Annotated in this window: 13 protein-coding genes and 1 pseudogene; 5 read left to right on the top strand and 9 right to left on the bottom strand. The window is 64.0% G+C overall.

All coding sequences use genetic code 11. From position 1 onward, the window contains the following. Positions 1–74: 74 nt before the first annotated feature. Complete coding sequence (locus BC363_RS27320; RefSeq protein WP_065786218.1) at positions 75–1,421, top strand: MFS transporter; 1,347 nt, start codon at positions 75–77, stop codon at positions 1,419–1,421. Positions 1,422–1,534: 113 nt separating this feature from the next. Here the strand turns inward: BC363_RS27320 and BC363_RS27325 are convergent, their stop codons facing one another. The 5 genes from BC363_RS27325 to mtnK are packed head-to-tail and all read right to left on the bottom strand — an operon-like array spanning position 1,535 to position 6,958. After that, the gene (locus BC363_RS27325) at positions 1,535–2,653 is read right to left on the bottom strand and encodes a RuBisCO large subunit C-terminal-like domain-containing protein (RefSeq protein ID WP_065786217.1); all 1,119 of its coding nucleotides are present in this window, start codon (positions 2,651–2,653) and stop codon (positions 1,535–1,537) included. Continuing rightward, complete coding sequence (locus BC363_RS27330; protein ID WP_065786216.1) at positions 2,653–3,654, bottom strand: transketolase C-terminal domain-containing protein; 1,002 nt, start codon at positions 3,652–3,654, stop codon at positions 2,653–2,655. The genes BC363_RS27325 and BC363_RS27330 overlap by 1 nt, the downstream gene beginning before the upstream one ends. Before the next feature lie 2 nt (positions 3,655–3,656). Then, on the bottom strand, positions 3,657–4,592 hold the full coding sequence (locus BC363_RS27335; RefSeq protein ID WP_065786215.1) for a transketolase: 936 nt from the start codon (positions 4,590–4,592) through the stop codon (positions 3,657–3,659). Between the two features lie 3 nt (positions 4,593–4,595). Continuing rightward, entirely contained in the window at positions 4,596–5,690 is a 1,095-nt protein-coding gene (gene mtnA / locus BC363_RS27340; RefSeq protein WP_065786214.1) for an S-methyl-5-thioribose-1-phosphate isomerase, read from the bottom strand. Next, positions 5,687–6,958, bottom strand: coding sequence for an S-methyl-5-thioribose kinase (gene mtnK / locus BC363_RS27345; RefSeq protein ID WP_065786213.1), 1,272 nt, complete (start codon positions 6,956–6,958; stop codon positions 5,687–5,689). The genes mtnA and mtnK overlap by 4 nt, the downstream gene beginning before the upstream one ends. Before the next feature lie 145 nt (positions 6,959–7,103). Between mtnK and BC363_RS27350 the strand changes: the two genes are divergently transcribed. From BC363_RS27350 to BC363_RS27360, 3 genes are read left to right on the top strand one after another with little or no spacing between them, the layout of a single operon-like run. Next, the gene (locus tag BC363_RS27350) at positions 7,104–8,627 is read left to right on the top strand and encodes a sugar ABC transporter ATP-binding protein (RefSeq protein ID WP_065786212.1); all 1,524 of its coding nucleotides are present in this window, start codon (positions 7,104–7,106) and stop codon (positions 8,625–8,627) included. Beyond that, positions 8,617–9,678, top strand: a complete 1,062-nt coding sequence (locus BC363_RS27355) for an ABC transporter permease (RefSeq protein WP_141690450.1) — start codon at positions 8,617–8,619, stop codon at positions 9,676–9,678. The genes BC363_RS27350 and BC363_RS27355 overlap by 11 nt, the downstream gene beginning before the upstream one ends. A gap of 52 nt (positions 9,679–9,730) precedes the next feature. Then, positions 9,731–10,774 carry a substrate-binding domain-containing protein gene (locus BC363_RS27360; RefSeq protein ID WP_065786211.1) on the top strand — a complete coding sequence of 348 codons (1,044 nt, stop codon included), beginning with the start codon at positions 9,731–9,733 and terminating at the stop codon, positions 10,772–10,774. A gap of 95 nt (positions 10,775–10,869) precedes the next feature. Here BC363_RS27360 and BC363_RS27365 read toward each other — a convergent pair whose 3' ends face one another. From BC363_RS27365 to BC363_RS27385, 4 genes are all read right to left on the bottom strand, one after another. Then, positions 10,870–11,850, bottom strand: coding sequence for a sugar-binding transcriptional regulator (locus tag BC363_RS27365; RefSeq protein WP_065786210.1), 981 nt, complete (start codon positions 11,848–11,850; stop codon positions 10,870–10,872). A gap of 370 nt (positions 11,851–12,220) precedes the next feature. Continuing rightward, complete coding sequence (locus tag BC363_RS27375) at positions 12,221–12,925, bottom strand: DUF899 family protein (RefSeq protein ID WP_065786208.1); 705 nt, start codon at positions 12,923–12,925, stop codon at positions 12,221–12,223. 156 nt (positions 12,926–13,081) lie between these two features. Next, the gene (locus tag BC363_RS27380; protein WP_065786207.1) at positions 13,082–13,837 is read right to left on the bottom strand and encodes an alpha/beta hydrolase; all 756 of its coding nucleotides are present in this window, start codon (positions 13,835–13,837) and stop codon (positions 13,082–13,084) included. A 55-nt stretch (positions 13,838–13,892) separates the two neighbouring features. After that, a complete protein-coding gene (locus tag BC363_RS27385; protein WP_065793342.1) occupies positions 13,893–15,668 on the bottom strand; it encodes a cytochrome c biogenesis protein DipZ in 1,776 nt (591 codons plus the stop codon). Positions 15,669–16,021: 353 nt separating this feature from the next. Between BC363_RS27385 and BC363_RS27390 the strand changes: the two are divergent. Then, a pseudogene (locus tag BC363_RS27390) lies at positions 16,022–16,239 on the top strand (alpha/beta hydrolase); the annotation flags it as partial.

Raw genomic sequence — 16,239 nt, forward strand, 5'->3', positions numbered from 1 at the left:
CCCGGCGCAGTGCAATCCCCCCTGTCCTCCAACACCAACTGTGATCCGATGCTCGCCCCTGTCAGGCAATCCCGATGCTGTTTCCGCCCGATGGCGTGCCCATGATGCGCTATTCCATTCGCATCCGGCGGCGGCTGCCGGTGCTGGGCAGCGTCATGGCAGGCGCGTTCTCGACCGTCGGAAATGCGGTCGCCATGGTGGCGCTGCCGTGGTTTGTGCTGGAGTTGACGGGAAGCCCGCTGTGGACCGGTATTGCCGCTGCCGCAGGCGTGCTGCCCATGATCGCCGGCTCGCTGTTCGGCGGCGGCCTTGTCGATCGCTTCGGCCCGCGCTGGATCGCGTTTGCCGGCGATTTCACAAGCGCACTGGCGGTCGCAGCCGTGCCGTTTCTCTATCATCTGGATATGCTCGGGATCGGCACGCTCGTGGTGCTGATTGCCGTCGGCGCCGCAATGGACGGTCCTGCGTCCATCGCCGCCGAAAGCCGCCATCCGGAACTGGCGCGTCTTGCCGGGTTCCGGCTGGAGCGGGTCAAGGCCGTCGATGAGTTGATCGAGAGTGCCGGCGTTCTGGTCGGGCCCGCGCTTGCCGGCGTGATGATCGCGCTGGTCGGTGTCGAAGACACGTTGTGGCTGACCGCCGGCTGTTCGCTTGCCGCGGCAGTGCTCGACGTCGTCTCGCTGCCGACGCGCCGTAAATCCGGTGGTGCGCAACAGGTCGCGATCGGCATTGCGGGGGCAATGGAAGCCATTCGGTTCCTGCTGCGCGATCCGCTGCTACGCAGCCTCATCATGCTCGGGACGCTGTTCGGCATAATCTTCGGTGCGCTGGAAGCCGTCGTCATGCCGGCTTTCTTCAAGGCAACGGGGCAAAGTGCCATGAGCCTGGGCCTGTTCCTGTCGGCAACCGGCGGCGGCGCGATTGTGGGCACGCTTGCCTATGCCGCCTGGGGGCATCGGCTTTCCGGGCGCGGCATCCTCATGTTCGGCTGCGCCGTCGAGGCGCTGGCGATCCTCGCGCTCGCGTTCGCGCCACCGGTTTCGGTGCTAATCGCCGCCGGCGCCGTGGCCGGGTTCGCAACGGGCCCGATCGGGCCGATCGTCGCCACGGCCGCACTTCGCCGGGTGCCGGTCAAGCTGCGCGGGCGCGTCCTGGGTGCGGCGGATGCGTTAGAACTGTCGGCGATCCCCTTGGCCATTGTTCTCGCCGGTGGCGCCGTCGAAATTTTTGGGGCGCAGCGGCTGCTTTTTGGCTGCGCCGCAGCTCTGGCCGCCACCACGCTGCTTGCCGTGTTTCTGCCTGGCCTGAGGCAACTGGACATCCGGCGAACCGGGATTGCGGCAAGCTCTTCGGCCGGCGACGATGTTGTCAGTGCGAAAGAGCAAGCACCCGGAAGAGCGCCTTGCGCCGAGCCGCAGTGAATGGGTCGGCGGTCTTGCTGTGTCCTGGCAGCGACGGTGATCAAACCTGCCGGGCGCACCGTCGCGCCCGGCAGAGCCTTGGGAGGCTATCTCGTAGCTGAACCGCCGGGCGCTTAGCCTGCGACCGCCTCGACGATCCGGCGGCTGGCCGAAACGATGTCCGTGTCCTGCAGCAACGCACCGCCGATCAGGTACATCACGTTGTTGCCATAGGCTTCGCGCATCTCCGGCACGCGGCCGAGATTCATGCCGCCGCCGGGGGCCGGCACGATCGCCTTCAGGCCACCCATGTCGTCGGCGCAGGCGGCAGCGATCGACTGGCATTCCTCGCGGGTGAAGCCGAAACGTCCGCCGAAATTGGGATAGATCGCCGCATCGGCGCCCATCAGCCGCTGCAAGGCGCCGTAGAAGCAGCGATGCGAAAAGCCGGTATCCGGCGACACGACGTTGGCGCCGGAAAATGCCGGATGTGAAACGATCGGCAGGGTGAAGTCCGGATCGGACGCCAGCGTGTGGATCACGTCATAGCCGGCAAGCGCCGGGGAAATCATGACGGCACCGGCGCCGGCCGCCTCGGCCATCATCGCCCGCTCGAACAGGTCTTTGGCCGGTGCGGTGATATTCGGCACGAAACTCGCCCGCCCGCCGCTCCTGGCATTGGCTTCGCCGACGGCGTCGACGCAGGCCGCCAGCCGCTCGGCAAATGGCGACGTTCTTTGATCGACCAGCCCATGGTCATCCTTGACGTAGTGCATGCCGCCGAGCGCGAAATCATGCGCGCGGCGCGCGAGTTCGGATGAGGACAGCCCGACCGGCTTGATGGCAGACATCAACAGCGGCTGAGCCCCGATGCCGGCCCTTTGCCGCAGCCCGGCAATGCCATGTCGCGGGCCGGGGCAAAGCGCGAGGATGCCCGGCGACAGGCCGATGTCCTCGACCTTCAATCCCGGCTTGATCGAGCTGTTGCCGAAGACGATGTTCAGAAGCTGCAGGAAGTCGCCGCCGACGTCGTCTTCGCTGTAGGAAATAGCCGCGAGATAGCCGGGGCGGCCGTTGGGGTCCCGTTCCAGCTGTTCGAGCTTGCCGAGGATTTCATCCTCGACATAGCCTTTGGGCACGACATCGCGCGGGATCTCGACAGTCTGCTCAAGGGCGATGTCCAGCGCCCGTGCGCGCGCCTCGGCCTCGTCGGCGGCCCTGACGTAATAGCTGACGGTGAACCGTGGGGCCATCAGAGCGCCTCCGCCTTCTGCGCCGAGTGCACATGATCGAGACGAACCTCGGTCAGTTCGTCCTCGCCGATGCCGAGCGTCTTGCCGGTCAGTTCCTCGATCGCCGACACCAGCGCGCTGGCGTCCAGGCCATACTTCTTCATCAGGTACGGCTTCGAGGCGCCATGGGCGAAGGTGTCCTTCAGGCCGAGGCGCTTCAGGCGGACGCCAAGCCCCTCTTCGGCGATGATCTCGGCCACCAGCGAACCGAGCCCGCCGACGATGGTGTGGTTTTCCAGCGTGACGATGCCCTTCTTGCCGCGGGCGGCCCTGATCAGCCCGTCGCGGTCGAACGGCTTCAGCGTCGAGGCGTGCAGATGATGAAGCCCGATGCCGCGTGCTTCGATCGGCCGGGTGGCCCGCAAGGCCTCCTCGGTGCAGACCCCGGAACTGACGATGAGGATGTCGTCACCTTCCGAAAGGGTGCGCAGTTTGTTGAACGTGAACGGCGTCGAGAAGAGCCGGGGGACTTCGCCGCGAAGGATGCGGACATAGACCGGCCCATCGATCGCATCGGCAACCTCAAGCACGGTTTCGACCTCGGTTGCGTCGCCGGTCTCCAGAATGGTCATGTTCGGCACGGCACGCATGACGGCGATGTCCTCGATCGCCTGATGGGTGATGCCGCCGGGCGTGGTGATCCCCGGCAGGAAACCCATCAGACGCACCTTGCGATTGGAATAGGCGATCGAATTGATCAGCTGATCGTAGGGGCGCCGGTAGAGGAAGACCGAGAAGGTGTGGATGAAGGGCCGGTAACCCTGCATCGCAAGCCCGCCGGCGAAGGAGAGCATGTTCTGCTCGGCCATCCCCAGCGACAGGAACTGCTCCGGATGCCGATCGCGGAAGCCGTCGACCTCACAGGAGGAGGTCAGGTCGGCCGAAAGGCAAAGCACTTCCGGACGGGCCGCAGCGAAAGCCTCGAAAGCTTTGGCATAAGGGCGGTTGACGATTTCGACCATGGTCAGGCCCCTTCCATTTCGTTCGGGCTCACGCCCAGTTCGACAGCAAGTGCTGCCTGCATTTCAAGCCTCTCCTCGGCGCTCTTGAAGCGCACGTAATGAAGGCGCGGGAAGCGCTTCTGGAGAAAGTTCATTCCCTGGAAGGGCGAGGTGTTGGCGAGGATGATCAGCGGCTTGCCCGGTTCGGCGCTGTTGGCTGCGTCGCGCAGGGCTTGCAGATCGTGGCCGTCGATCGAGCGGCAGGTGGCCCCAAAGGCTTCGACCCTGCCGGCAAGGTCGCCGAGATCGAGAACCGAGGACATGGCGCCATCGCATTGCTGGCGGTTGACGTCGACGACGACACGGATGTTGTCGATCCGGTGGTGGGCCATGGCGGCAAGGCACTCCCAGGTCTGGCCTTCCTGGAATTCGCCATCGGACATGTAGACCCAGACCTTGCCCGACTCGTTCAGCTTTTTGCGAGCGAAGGCGACACCGGAGGCCATCGAAAGCCCCTGCGCCAATGAGCCTGTCGTAACCTCCATGCCCGGGCTGTGCTCGGCGCCGATCATCTCGACGGAGCTGCCATCCTTGTTGAAGTGGTCGAGTGCACCATCGTCCATGCGTCCGACCTCGATCAGCGCGCAGTAGATCACCAGCGCATAGTGCGCCGGCGAGATGAAGAAGCGGTCGTATTCGGGTGCGGCCGGGCCGTGATAACCGGCGCCGGTGAAGGCATCGGGATTGTCGGCGGAAGGCACGCCGCGAAACGGCAGCGGCACCTTCGGCAAGGTCGGTTCACCCAGCTTCAGGATCTCATTGTAGAGCAAGGCGAGGCTTTCGGCGGCCGAGCAGGCCTGGCTCAGATAGCCGCCGTTGTTCTTCATCGTGTGGAAGAAGACGCGGCGCCGGATGCCGAGCGCGATCTCTTCGGTGGTCTTGTGGTTTGTAAGGTTCATCGGTCAGCTCCTTTCCGGAAACAGCGCTTTGAGGCCTTCGGGTGAAGGCACGGCCACGCCGCGTTCGGTGATGAGGCCGGTGATGAGCCGCGCCGGCGTCACGTCGAAGGCCGGGTTCGCCGAAGGGCTACCTTCGGGCGAGACGCGAACCGAGATGATCGAGCCATCGGGGCCGCGCCCCTGGACGAAGCTCACCTCGTCGCCAGTGCGCTCCTCGATCGGGATTTCCTTGACGCCGTCCTTGACGGTCCAGTCGATGGTCGGAGAGGGGAGTGCGACATAGAAGGGAACGTCGTTGTCGCTGGCGGCAAGCGCCTTCAGGTAGGTGCCGATCTTGTTGCAGACATCGCCGTTCGCGGTAGTGCGGTCCGTGCCGACGATCACCATGTCGACGGCGCCGTGCTGCATCAGGTGGCCGCCGGCATTGTCGACGATCAGTGTGTGCGGCACGCCGTGACCGTTCAATTCCCAGGCCGTCAGCTGCGCACCCTGGTTGCGCGGCCGGGTCTCGTCGACATAGACATGGACGGGGATGCCCGCCTCGGTCGCCATGTAGATCGGCGCTGTCGCGGTTCCATAATCGACGGTTGCCAGCCAGCCGGCATTGCAATGGGTCAGGATGTTGACCGGCTCGCCGGGCTTCTTGCTTGCCGCGATCTCGCGGATGATCCTGAGGCCATTGGCGCCGATCGCCCGATTGAGCTGAACGTCTTCCTCGGCGATTTCGGCGGCGCGTCGATAGGCGGCGTCTGCACGGTCTTCGACCGAAAGCGGACGCAGGAACTGCCGCATGGCCTCGAGCGCCCAGCGCAGGTTGATCGCCGTCGGCCGCGTCTCGTTGAGCTCCTCCCAGACCGCGTCGAGGTGGCGGTCGGAGGGATCCTCCGCCATGGCGATGGCAATGCCGTAGGCGGCGGTGACGCCGATCAGCGGTGCGCCGCGCACCCACATGTCGCGGATCGCAACGGCGACATCGGCGACCGTCTTCAGCGTGACGATCCGGAACTCGTGTGGTAGCCAGCGCTGGTCGATGATGTCGACCGAGCGGCCGTCGGCGTTGAGCCAGATCGTATGGTAGTGCTTTTCTCCGACTTTCACGAAAGTGTCTCCTGCTGAAGCCGTTGCGCCGTGGCGCGAATGTCCCGCAGACTCGCAATGCGATCCCGGTTGACGGCAAGATGACGACCGAGCTTCAGCGCCTTGCTTTCGCATGCGGCGCGGCGGCTGAGGTCGCCGATGGTTTCGAAATCGGCATTGTGGGCAAGGCCGAGGATGCGGCGCAGGATCTCGACCCCGGCGAAGCCGAGCATCTCGCGGTAGATCTCATCAAGAACGATGGTCAGCGCCTGCTCTGAGCCGAACGGGTCGTTACCGTCTTCGAAAAGGCTGGCCTGATAGAGGATGCCCTTGCGCTCGCTGCGCCAGAGCGTCGAAAACTCGTCGCAGAAGGTTTCCCAGATCGTATCGACCGTATCCAACAGGTAGGCGCGCATCTGGTCGCGTTTGCCGGCTGCGCTCTCATGGCCGTCCTGTGAGAAGTAGCTCATCCAGAAATTGGCGAGCAGCATGCCGACGTCGAAACTGATCGGCCCGTAAAAGGCGAACTCCGGGTCGATCACGCGCGTCTCGTCGTCGGTGACCATAACCGAGCCGGTATGCAGGTCGCCGTGGCAGAGCGTCTCGGCCTTGGCGGCGAAGATGTGTTTCAGCCGTTGGGCTTCGACCTTCAGGTCACGGTCGCGGCGCAATTCCCCAACCAGGCCGTCGAGGTGCGGCGTCGTGTGGCGGTTCATCTCCGCCTCGAAGTAAGGGTCGGAAAAGACCAGGTTCTCGGTGATGTCGCAGAGCTCGACGTTGTCGGCGAAAAGAGCGAGGTCGGCCTTCTTGTCGCGCGTCGGCATCGCAAGATCCGAGCCGCGGAAAAGCGTGCGGGCGGCGAAAAGCCCGAGATCACGGCCGATCTTCGGCAGCGCGCGCCCCTCGATCAGCGCACGACGCAGGATCACGTGCGGCGCTAGGTATTCCATGATGATCATCGCCTGCTCGGCATCGAAGAACAGGATCTCCGGCACCATGCCCGGGTCGCGCGCCGCCTGGCGGATGAGGGCGTGGTACTCGAAGAACGAGCGCTTCAGGGGCAGGGGCCAGCGCTCGCCGACGAGCCTGACATAGGGCAGCGCCTGCTTGACGATCGCTGCACCCTTCTCCCCCGAGACGATGAAGACGAGATTGAGGTTGCCGTCGCCGACCTCCTTGACCTGCCAGCGGCCTTTATCCCCGCCGATCCTGTCACACAGCGCAGCGTTGCCGCTCAGTCTCGATGGCAGCGTTTCGGCGCTGAGCGCCTCGAAAACGTGCTTGTCCATATGGTCCTCCTTGTCGGCATGACCGGCCTCGGCCGCTCCTCGTCATGCTGTCATGGGCCATAGGTAAGTCGCCATTCTGTCAAATGTCAATCGTCTTGACATTTGATGGATAGCCATCCTAACCTGCCTTCATTGGGAGGAGAGCATGAGCGAACAAGCAGTGTTTCGCATCGAGGGCGTGCGCAAATCCTTCGGGCCGATACCGGTCCTGAAGGGCGTCGATCTTCAATTGCGCAAGGGTGCCGTCACGGTGCTGATGGAGGCCAACGGCGCTGGAAAGTCGACACTGGTGCGCATCCTCAGCGGCGTCTACGTCAGCGATGCCGGGGATATGCGGCTGGACGACCTCCCTTTCGCGCCGGCAACGCCGGCGGAAGCGATCCGGGCTGGCGTGGTGACAGTCCATCAAAACATCAATGACGGCGTCGTCGTCGACCTCGACGTTGCGACCAATCTGACGCTCGATCGCCTGAACGGCAGCGGTGCGCGCCTGTTCTTCAACCCGCGCCGCGTGCGGCGTGAGGCGGCTGTGGTTGCCGCCCGCATGGGCCTGGCTATCGATCTTTCCGCCGATATCAACGATCTGACGCTCGCCGACCGGCAGATGGTCGCCATCGCCCGCGCCATGGCACATGAGCCGCAGGTGCTGATCCTCGACGAGCCGACCTCGTCGCTGTCGAGTGCTGAGGCTGATCGCCTGTTCGATCTCATCGACCGGCTGAAAGCCCGCGGCGTGGCGATCCTTTATATCTCGCATCGAATGTCCGATATCCGCAGGCTCGCCGACAGCATTGTCACGCTGCGCGACGGGCGCATAACCGGCCGCTTCGAGGGGGCGGATCTCGATTACGAGGGTGCGGTCAACGCGATGCTCGGGCAAAAGGTTTCGGCAGGGGCAGTCAGCGTGCGGGAGGCCCATGGCGCGGCCTTTTCGGTCAAGGGCATGCGGCTGACGGAGACGTCCCGTCCGTTCGACCTGGCGCTGGGTGACGGCGAAATTGTCGCTGTCACCGGTCTCGTCGGTGTCGGCAAGACGGCGCTGGCCGAGACACTTTTCGGGGCCCGGTCGGCGATAGCCGGCCAGATGACGCTAGACGGCGCTCCCTACCGTCCGCAGAGCACCGGCCAGGCGATTGCCAAGGGCGTATTTCTGGTCGCCAAGGATCGAGCGGACAGTGGCATCGTTCCGGATTTCAACATCTACGAGAACATCAGCCTGCCGTTTCTCAAGCGGCTGTCGCGCTTCGGCATATCGAACCGCCGGGCCGAACGGGCGAAATCGCGAGCGCAGATCGCCGCCCTCGGCGTCGTCTGCCGCAGCGAGCGCGACGAGATGCAGACGCTTTCCGGCGGCAATCAGCAGAAGGTGATGGTCGGGCGCTGGCTTTCCGAGCCCTCGCGTCTCCTGATCCTCGACGAGCCCTTCCAGGGCGTCGACATCGCCGCGCGCCGCGATATCGGCGCCAAGCTGCGCGCCTCGGTCGCCGGCCGCGCCACCATCGTTTTCCTGACCGAACTCGACGAAGCCTTCGAGATCGCCGACCGCATTCTCGTGATGTCGGAACATACGATCGTCGGCGAGCATCGCAACGCGGCGGTCGACGTCGAGCGCCTCCTCCAGGAGATCGCCGGCCAACATCATCAGCAGGGACAGCCCCATGAGCAGTGAACAGATGAAACCCGCGTCCCCGGCCGCCTCGGTGCTGCCGCCGCCCAGTTCCGCGGTCAGCCTGCGCGACGTCGCGATCAAATACGGCTTCCTCGCCCTTCTGGCCGGACTGGTTGTCTACTTCTCGCTGGTGACCAACGGATTTTCCTCGCCGCAGAGCGCCGTCTTCATCCTGCAATCCGTATCGATCACCGGCATCCTGGCGCTCGGCGTCACGGCCACGCTGGTTGTCGGCGGCTTCGACCTGTCGATCGGCTCGGTCGCGACCACGGCAATGATGGCGTCATCCTATGTGATGGTGGTGATGGGCGGCGACGCGCTGACGGCGACGCTCGTGTGCCTCGCGATCGGCGTTCTCGTCGGGCTGATCAACGGCGTCATCATCGTCTATATGCGCGTGCCGGACCTTTTGGCGACGCTCGGCATGATGTTCCTGCTGCTCGGCCTGCAGCGCATACCGACCGAGGGCCGCTCGATCGCCGCCGGCATGACCCTTCCCGACGGCTCGGTCGCGTCAGGCGCTTTCAGCCCCGCCTTCCTGGCGCTGGGTCGCCATCGCTTCGATCTGATCCTGCCGAACCTCGTGCCAGTGGCCGTCGTGGTGCTGATCGTGCTGGCGGTGCTGATCTGGTTCTTCCTCGAATACACCCGCTTCGGACGCATGATGTATGCCGTCGGCTCCAACGAGCGCGCAGCCGGCCTGGCGGGCGCTCCGGTCAATGCCTACAAGATCTCGGCCTATGTCATCTCGGGCGTCTTCGCCTCGATCGGCGGCATTCTGCTCGCCGCGCGCCTTGGCCGCGGCGACATCGCCTCGGGCAACAATCTGCTGCTCGATGCGGTTGCCGCCGCGCTGATCGGCTTTGCCGTCCTCGGCGCGGCCAAGCCGAATGCTTTCGGCACGGCCATCGGCGCGCTCTTCGTCGGCATCCTGCTTCAGGGCCTGACGATGATGAACGCGCCCTATTACACGCAGGATTTCATCAAGGGAGCGGTTCTCGTCATCGCCCTGATCTTCACCTTTGCGCTCTCGAAAAGAGGCAAACGCTGACGGGAAAGCCCCGCCGGCGGAAAACAAACGTTCACCAGTGGAGGAGACTGAAATGAACATTACACGCAGAGCAATGGGCAAGCTGGCGCTTGGCCTTGCGGGAACCGTGGCTTTCGCCACCGCTTCCTTCGCCGCCGACATGCCGAAGCCGTTCGACAAGCCGGGCGACGTCAAGATCGCGCTGGTGCGCTATCTCTCGACTGGCGACTTCTTCCAGTCCTACCTTGCCGGCGTGGAGGCGCAGGCAAAGGCACTCGGCGTTCAGCTTCAGGTTCTCGACAGCCGCCAGGACGCAGCGCTGCAGGCCGACATGGTCGACCAGGCGATCGCGCTCGGCGTGCAGGGGATCATCATCCAGCACGGTCTGACGGAATCGATGAAGGAAGCGGCCCAGCGCGCCGTCGATGCCGGCATCAAGGTCGTGGCGTTCGACGTGAACGTCGAAAACGAGAAGATCCCACAGGTCGAACAATCCGACCGCGATCTCGCCCGCCTCGCCTTGGAGCAGGCGATCAAGGACAACGGCGAGAGCTTCAAGGCTGGCTACGTCTACGTCGCCGGCATCGCGCCGCTCGACCGTCGCGATGAAACCTGGAAGGAATTCAAGGGCAAGTATTCGGGCATCAACGAGATCTCGCAGTTCGGCACGATGGACAACCCGATCGCCAACTCGGTGGCCAACCAGGCGCGGTCCGTCATTTCAGCCAACCCGGATATCACCGTGATGTTCGCGCCCTATGACGAGTTCGCCAAGGGCGTCAAGATTGCCATCGACGAAGCCGGTCTTTCGTCCAGCGTGAAGATCTATTCCGCCGATATCTCGACCTCCGACATCGCGGCCATGCGCGAGCCGGATTCCGCCTGGGCGGCCACGGCGGCCACCAACCCGGCCGTGGTCGGACAGGTCTCCGTCAGAACGCTTGCCATGCTGCTTGCCGGCGAGGATCCGGGCCGCAGCGTCATCGTCCCGCCGACGCTGATCACGCAGAAAGACCTGAACGATCAGGACATCAAGAACATGGAAGAGCTCGGCACCAAGCTGCCGCAGTTCGCCCATGCGGATGTCGCCATGCCGGTGTGGATGCCCAAGCCGTGATTTCGGGGCTATTTTGAAGGAGAGCGGGGCGGCCGAAAGGTCGCCCCGCTTGTGTACTGCCACCCTTGTGCGTCAGGGCGCGTTTCCACGTTTGCTTAGGTGGTCGCGGCATGCACCTTGTCGAGACCGTCCCGGCTCCAGCGTTCCATCACCCGGCGCGCCATTGATGTCGTGACGACGAGATGCGAGGCGAAACCGCCTTTCAGCGCAGCCATCAGCGGCTCGAACTTGCTCTCTTCCTGGACGACCAGCATACGTTTCCCGATGGCGCGGATCGAATCGAGGTCGGCTGAGATGCAGCGTCGATTGTGCGCACAATTCACCCATTGGCCATCCCCGTCGATCAACTGTCCGGCAATGACGCCGACGGCACCTTCCTCGCCCATGCGGTGCATCTCGCTGGCGCTGAGCGCGCCGCACTTGACGAGGTGGCTGTCGTCTTCGATGCCGCCGACCGAGTAGAGCGCCAGATGACAGTCGGCGATCGTCGACAACTGCTCGCGGATCACCGGCTCGCCGCGAAGCTCCTCGGCCAGCCGTTCGGACGACAGCACCAGTGGCGCATAGAAATTGATGCCTTCGGCGTTGAGCCGGCGTGCGATCTCCGTCGTGCACTGGTCCGGCCGATAGGAATAGGGCGCACCGAGATTGCCGCAAAGCTGAACGACCGTCACGCCACGCAGGTCGGCAAAGGGCATGACATCGGCGATATGGTAGACCGTGCGTCCCCAGGCGACGCCGACGCGGTCGCCCTTGTTGATGAGTTCGAGGAAGACGGATGCGGCCAGCACCGGCATTTCCGCGGCAGGGTCCATGGCCTGCCGATCCTCCGGCACGATCCAGGCCGCGGTGACGCCGGTCGCGTCCTCGAGTTCGCGCGCCAGAACATCGTCGGTAAAGAGCTCCGTCGACGTGCTGATATTGACGATTCCGGTCTCGCGTGCCCGCCTGAGATAGGTGGCAACCGAGGCGCGAGAGATCCCCAGCTTCTGCGCGACTTCGTCCTGCCGCAACCCATGACTGTAGTAGAGCCACGCGGCCTTATGCATGATCTGGTCGGTGTTGCGGACAGGCATAGGAATCCTTCAATGGTCGATTTCTGACATTATTCACCGCTAGTGACATAAGTCAAATTGTCGCTCAAGAACCGAAGGAGGGAGAGGCCTTGCCTGTTCGGTTGGCACCCGACGATCGCCGCCTCTGCGCCCTTCCCGTCAAACAGGCAGCAGAAAAGGCAGGCCGTTCGGCCGCCTCGCGCCAGCGTTAGCCGCACCCGCTCGGCCAGGGCGATCAAGGGTGACAGCCAGTTGGCCGTCTGCAATTTTCTACAATGCTTAAATACACCGGGCAAGCGCAATGGTCTGCCGGCGATGGCCGGTGCAAGCAGAAAGGTGTTGTCCGTGGCTACGGCGCGTTCGCTATGCCCGCCCCCCATGGCTGCGTCGGTCAATAGCTGAGTTTCGGATACCAGTCCGCACCGCGGCCCTCCGGCGTCAGGTCCAGGATCGACCAGAGCGAGGCGATGTCAGGTGCATCCCTCGGGTCCTGGCCGGGGTCGGCCATTTCCATCGTCATTTCGCTTGACCAGAAAAGCCTGACGGTCTTGCCGTCGCGCTTGAAGACGGAAAGCGCCGGGTTTTCGCTCCCGTCGGCATTGATGAGGCCGAGGTCGTTGGCGTAGTTGTCGCCGGCGGTCTGGACGAAATCGAGGTCTCGCCAGCCACGTTCCTGCGCAAATGCCAGCTGACGCTCGACGGGGCTGCGGCCAAGGATCTTCAGCGCCACGCGCTGCTTGATATCGGCGGCATTGCCGTTGACGGCGCCGAGCCAGTTCGTGCACATCGGGCAGGGGCGCGGGCGCTGTGGCCCGTACATCCAGAAATAGGTGACGAGCGTTTGCTTGTCGCCGAAGAGGTCGAGCAGGCCGATGTCGTTGCCGTTGGCGTCCTTGAAGCGATAGTCCTTTTCGATTGCCGGCCCATCCGGCAAAGATCGCCGCAGCTCAACCAGCCGCGTCATCTGCCGTCTGAACTCGATTTCTTCGCGCAGCAGTGCCTGTCGCGCCCGCCTGTATTCGGCCGTTTCGCCGGGAAAGGGCGACTTGCCCTTGGCTGCGAGATCCGATGCCGGAACGAGTTGATCGAAGCTCATGTCCTTGCCCTCGCTTTGTCGATCCCAACTAACGGCCTGGAGGCGTTCGGGTTCCCAAACAGGTGAAGGAATGCCGACGCCAGTGGCGCCGAGCCGGGACCGGCTCAATGGATGGCGGCAGCCGATGCCCTTGAACGTCGGCTGCCGCTCATCGACCTACTGGCCGAGCTGTTTGGCCGCCTTTTCGATGACGTCCGCAACCATCTCCGGTTGGGAGGCGAAGACCGCATGGCTCGCCTTGATCTCCGTCACGTCGCTGCTCGCCCGCTTCGCCATGTCCCGCTCGAGATCGGGATTGATGGAACGATCTTCCGTCGCCACGATCGACCAGCTCTTCTTGGTCCGCCATGCCGGCTCGCCGACCTTGGCCGAAAAAGCCTCCTTGGCGGCAAACACCTGCGATTTCGCGAGAAATGCGGCTTCGTCCTTCGGAAGGTCCGCGGCGAAATCGGCGGCAAAGGCGCTCGGTTCGAGATAGAGGTATTTCCCGTCCTTGGTCTCCCTGATGTTCATGCCCCCGGACGGTTTGGAGGTGGCAAGGCTCAGCAGGCTCTCGCCCCTGTCGGGTTGAAAGGCTGCGACGTAGACGAGGCCTGCGACATCGGCACGATTGCCGGCCTCGGTGATCACGATGCCGCCATAGCTGTGTCCGACGAGCAAGGTCGGGCCATCCTGTAGATCGAGCACGCGGTTCGTGGCGGCAATGTCATCGGCCAGCGAGGTGATGGGCTGCTGGACGATCGTGACGGCATAGCCTCGTTTCTCGAGAATTTCCGTTGCCTGGCGCCAGCCGGAGCCGTCGGCCAATGCGCCGTGAACGATGACGATGTTCTTGACGTCGGCGGCCTGGGCGGCAAAGGCGATCACGCTGGTGAAGAAAGCGAGCGCGAGGGTGGAGAGACGGCGGTTCATGGATTTCACTCCTTGGGTTGATGTCGGTGGGTGGGCTTGAAGATGGCTTGAAGTCTCAGCCGAAGGTGAAGGCATAGGCCTGGACGCCGGGATCGAGGAACCGGATGTTGAAGGTCCGCGCCGACACGTCGCCGGACTGGCGCACCAGCTGGTAGAGCCTGGTTGCCGTAATCGTGCCGTTTCCGTCGGCGTCGATATCGGCGCCGTGATCCTTGCCCGGCGCCTTGCCGTCGATGGTCACCTGAAAGCGGACCGGCTTTCCGCTGGCGCTCGGTCCGAGAACGAGATGCAGGTCGCGGGCGCTGAAGCGCGTGGCGATGCCGCCGTCCGGCTCATTGAGCGTCGCCTGTTCCGGGCCGACGGTCCAGGTTCCGGACAGGCCCCATTCGTTGAGACCCGGTTCGGCGACCGTATATGTGCGCGCCGCATCGGCGCTCAGGCTCTCGTTGGAGGCGAAGTTCGCTGCGCGCTGGTACCCGATATAGCTCTCGCTGGAGCGGATATTGCGGAGGTCGGCGCCGAGTTCAGCGCCCTTGGCATCGGGCGCTATCGGCGCGCTTGCATCCATGTCGCTGCCGGCTTCGCGCAAGAGGTCCTGAATGGCCTTCTCTGTCTGTGCGTGATTGCCCTCGCCGAAATGGTGATAACGAAGCTGCCCCTTGGCATCGATCAGGTAATGCGCCGGCCAATAGCTGTTTTCGAAGGCGCGCCAGATGCGGTAGTCGTTGTCGATGGCGACGGGATAGCCGATGTTGAAATCACCGACGGCCTTGCGGACGTTGTCGATCTTCTTTTCGAAGGCGAACTCCGGCGCGTGCACGCCAATGACGACAAGGCCTTGATCCCGGTATTTTTCCGCCCAGGCGCGGACATAGGGCACGGTGCGAATGCAGTTGATGCAGGAATAGGTCCAGAAGTCGACAAGCACGACCTTCCCGCGCAAGGCTTCCGCGGTGAGCGGCTGCGAGTTCAGCCACTCAACCGCTCCATCAAGCGATGGCGCAACGCCTTCCACGGGCAGGTCGCTTTGAAAGGCGCGGTTCGTGTCGGCTGATGCGACGACCACGCCCTTGTCGGCAGCCTCGGAGAGTGGTCCGCCGGCGGCTTTCGTATCAAGCCTTTGGAGCACGCTCTGCTCGAACGACGAAGTGCTGGCATAGGAAAGCCGGGCCAGCAGGCCGGTATCGAGGCCGAGCGCGATTGCCGCCACGCCGGCCAGAACCGCGGCGCCGAGGACCTGGCGAATGCGCTCGCTGATGCCGAGCGAACGCTTCATGGCAGCAAAAACCTTTCCGCCGACAAGCATCGCGACAGCAAGCGAGGTGGTCGCGCCGGCGGCATAGGTAAGCAGCAGGAATGTCGTGGCAAGGTTGGCGCCCTGCAGCGCCGCACCGGTCAGGACAAGGCCGAGGATCGGCCCGGCGCAAGGAGCCCAGAGCAGGCCGGTCGCGACGCCGAGAACAAACGAGCCGGCCGCATCGGGGCTCGCGCGTGCATGGCCGGTCGCCTTCATCAGCCGATTGCCGAAATCGACGACCGGCTGCGAGAGCGCGCTGGCGATCCGCGGCGAGAGCAGGCTAACGCCGAACGCCGCGAGTAAGGCGATCGCGGCAATGCGGCCATATTCATTGGCCTGGATGGCCCAGCTGCCGCCGATCGCCGCAAGCGTGGCGACAAGCGCAAAGGTGATCGCTATGCCCGCCAGCATCGGCAGCGTGCTTCGAACGAAGGATTTCTCGGCGCGGGCGAAGACGAAGGGCAGGATGGGCAGGATGCACGGGCTGAGGATCGTCAGCGCACCTCCGAGATAGGCAATGATAAGAAGCGTCATCATCGTTTCCTTTGAACCGATTGATCGGGCTCTGGACGGCGATGTGCCTTGACCAGCATGGACCTGCATCTGGTCGGCGCGAGGTATCCCGTATGTGTCCTGTCAGGTGGGAAATTGTACCGGGATGTAGGCGCAGCCGGGCGCGCTACAGAGGGATACAAATTGGCTTGCGGCGGTCTGCCGTCGAATGGGCATCGGCCGCTCGCGGAGGATCGCTTGCCAGGCGTATTGTATCAGACTGTATCCGGGCGGGTGGGCGCTACATTGGTATTCAAGATCGAGCGGACGCGACACACGCAGGATACATGCGGGCTGTCCTTCTCAAATCGTGCTCAGTTTACAAGGAGAGACCGATGTTTGACGAAATCAACCATGAACGCCGCAGGTTTTTCGGTGTGGCCGCCATGACCATCGCTGCACTCGAACTCGGCATGACGGGGGTCGCACTGGCGCAGTCGGCGCAAGCATCCGCCGCACCCTTGCCGGACATCAGGCCCGGCACGCATACGTCCTTTGCGGCGCTGAAACAGATCCGGGCCGGCGTGCTCGACGTCGGCTACGCGGAGGCAGG

It is taken from the genome of Ensifer sp. LC384, from assembly GCF_001695865.1.
Taxonomy (GTDB): Bacteria; Pseudomonadota; Alphaproteobacteria; order Rhizobiales; family Rhizobiaceae; genus Ensifer.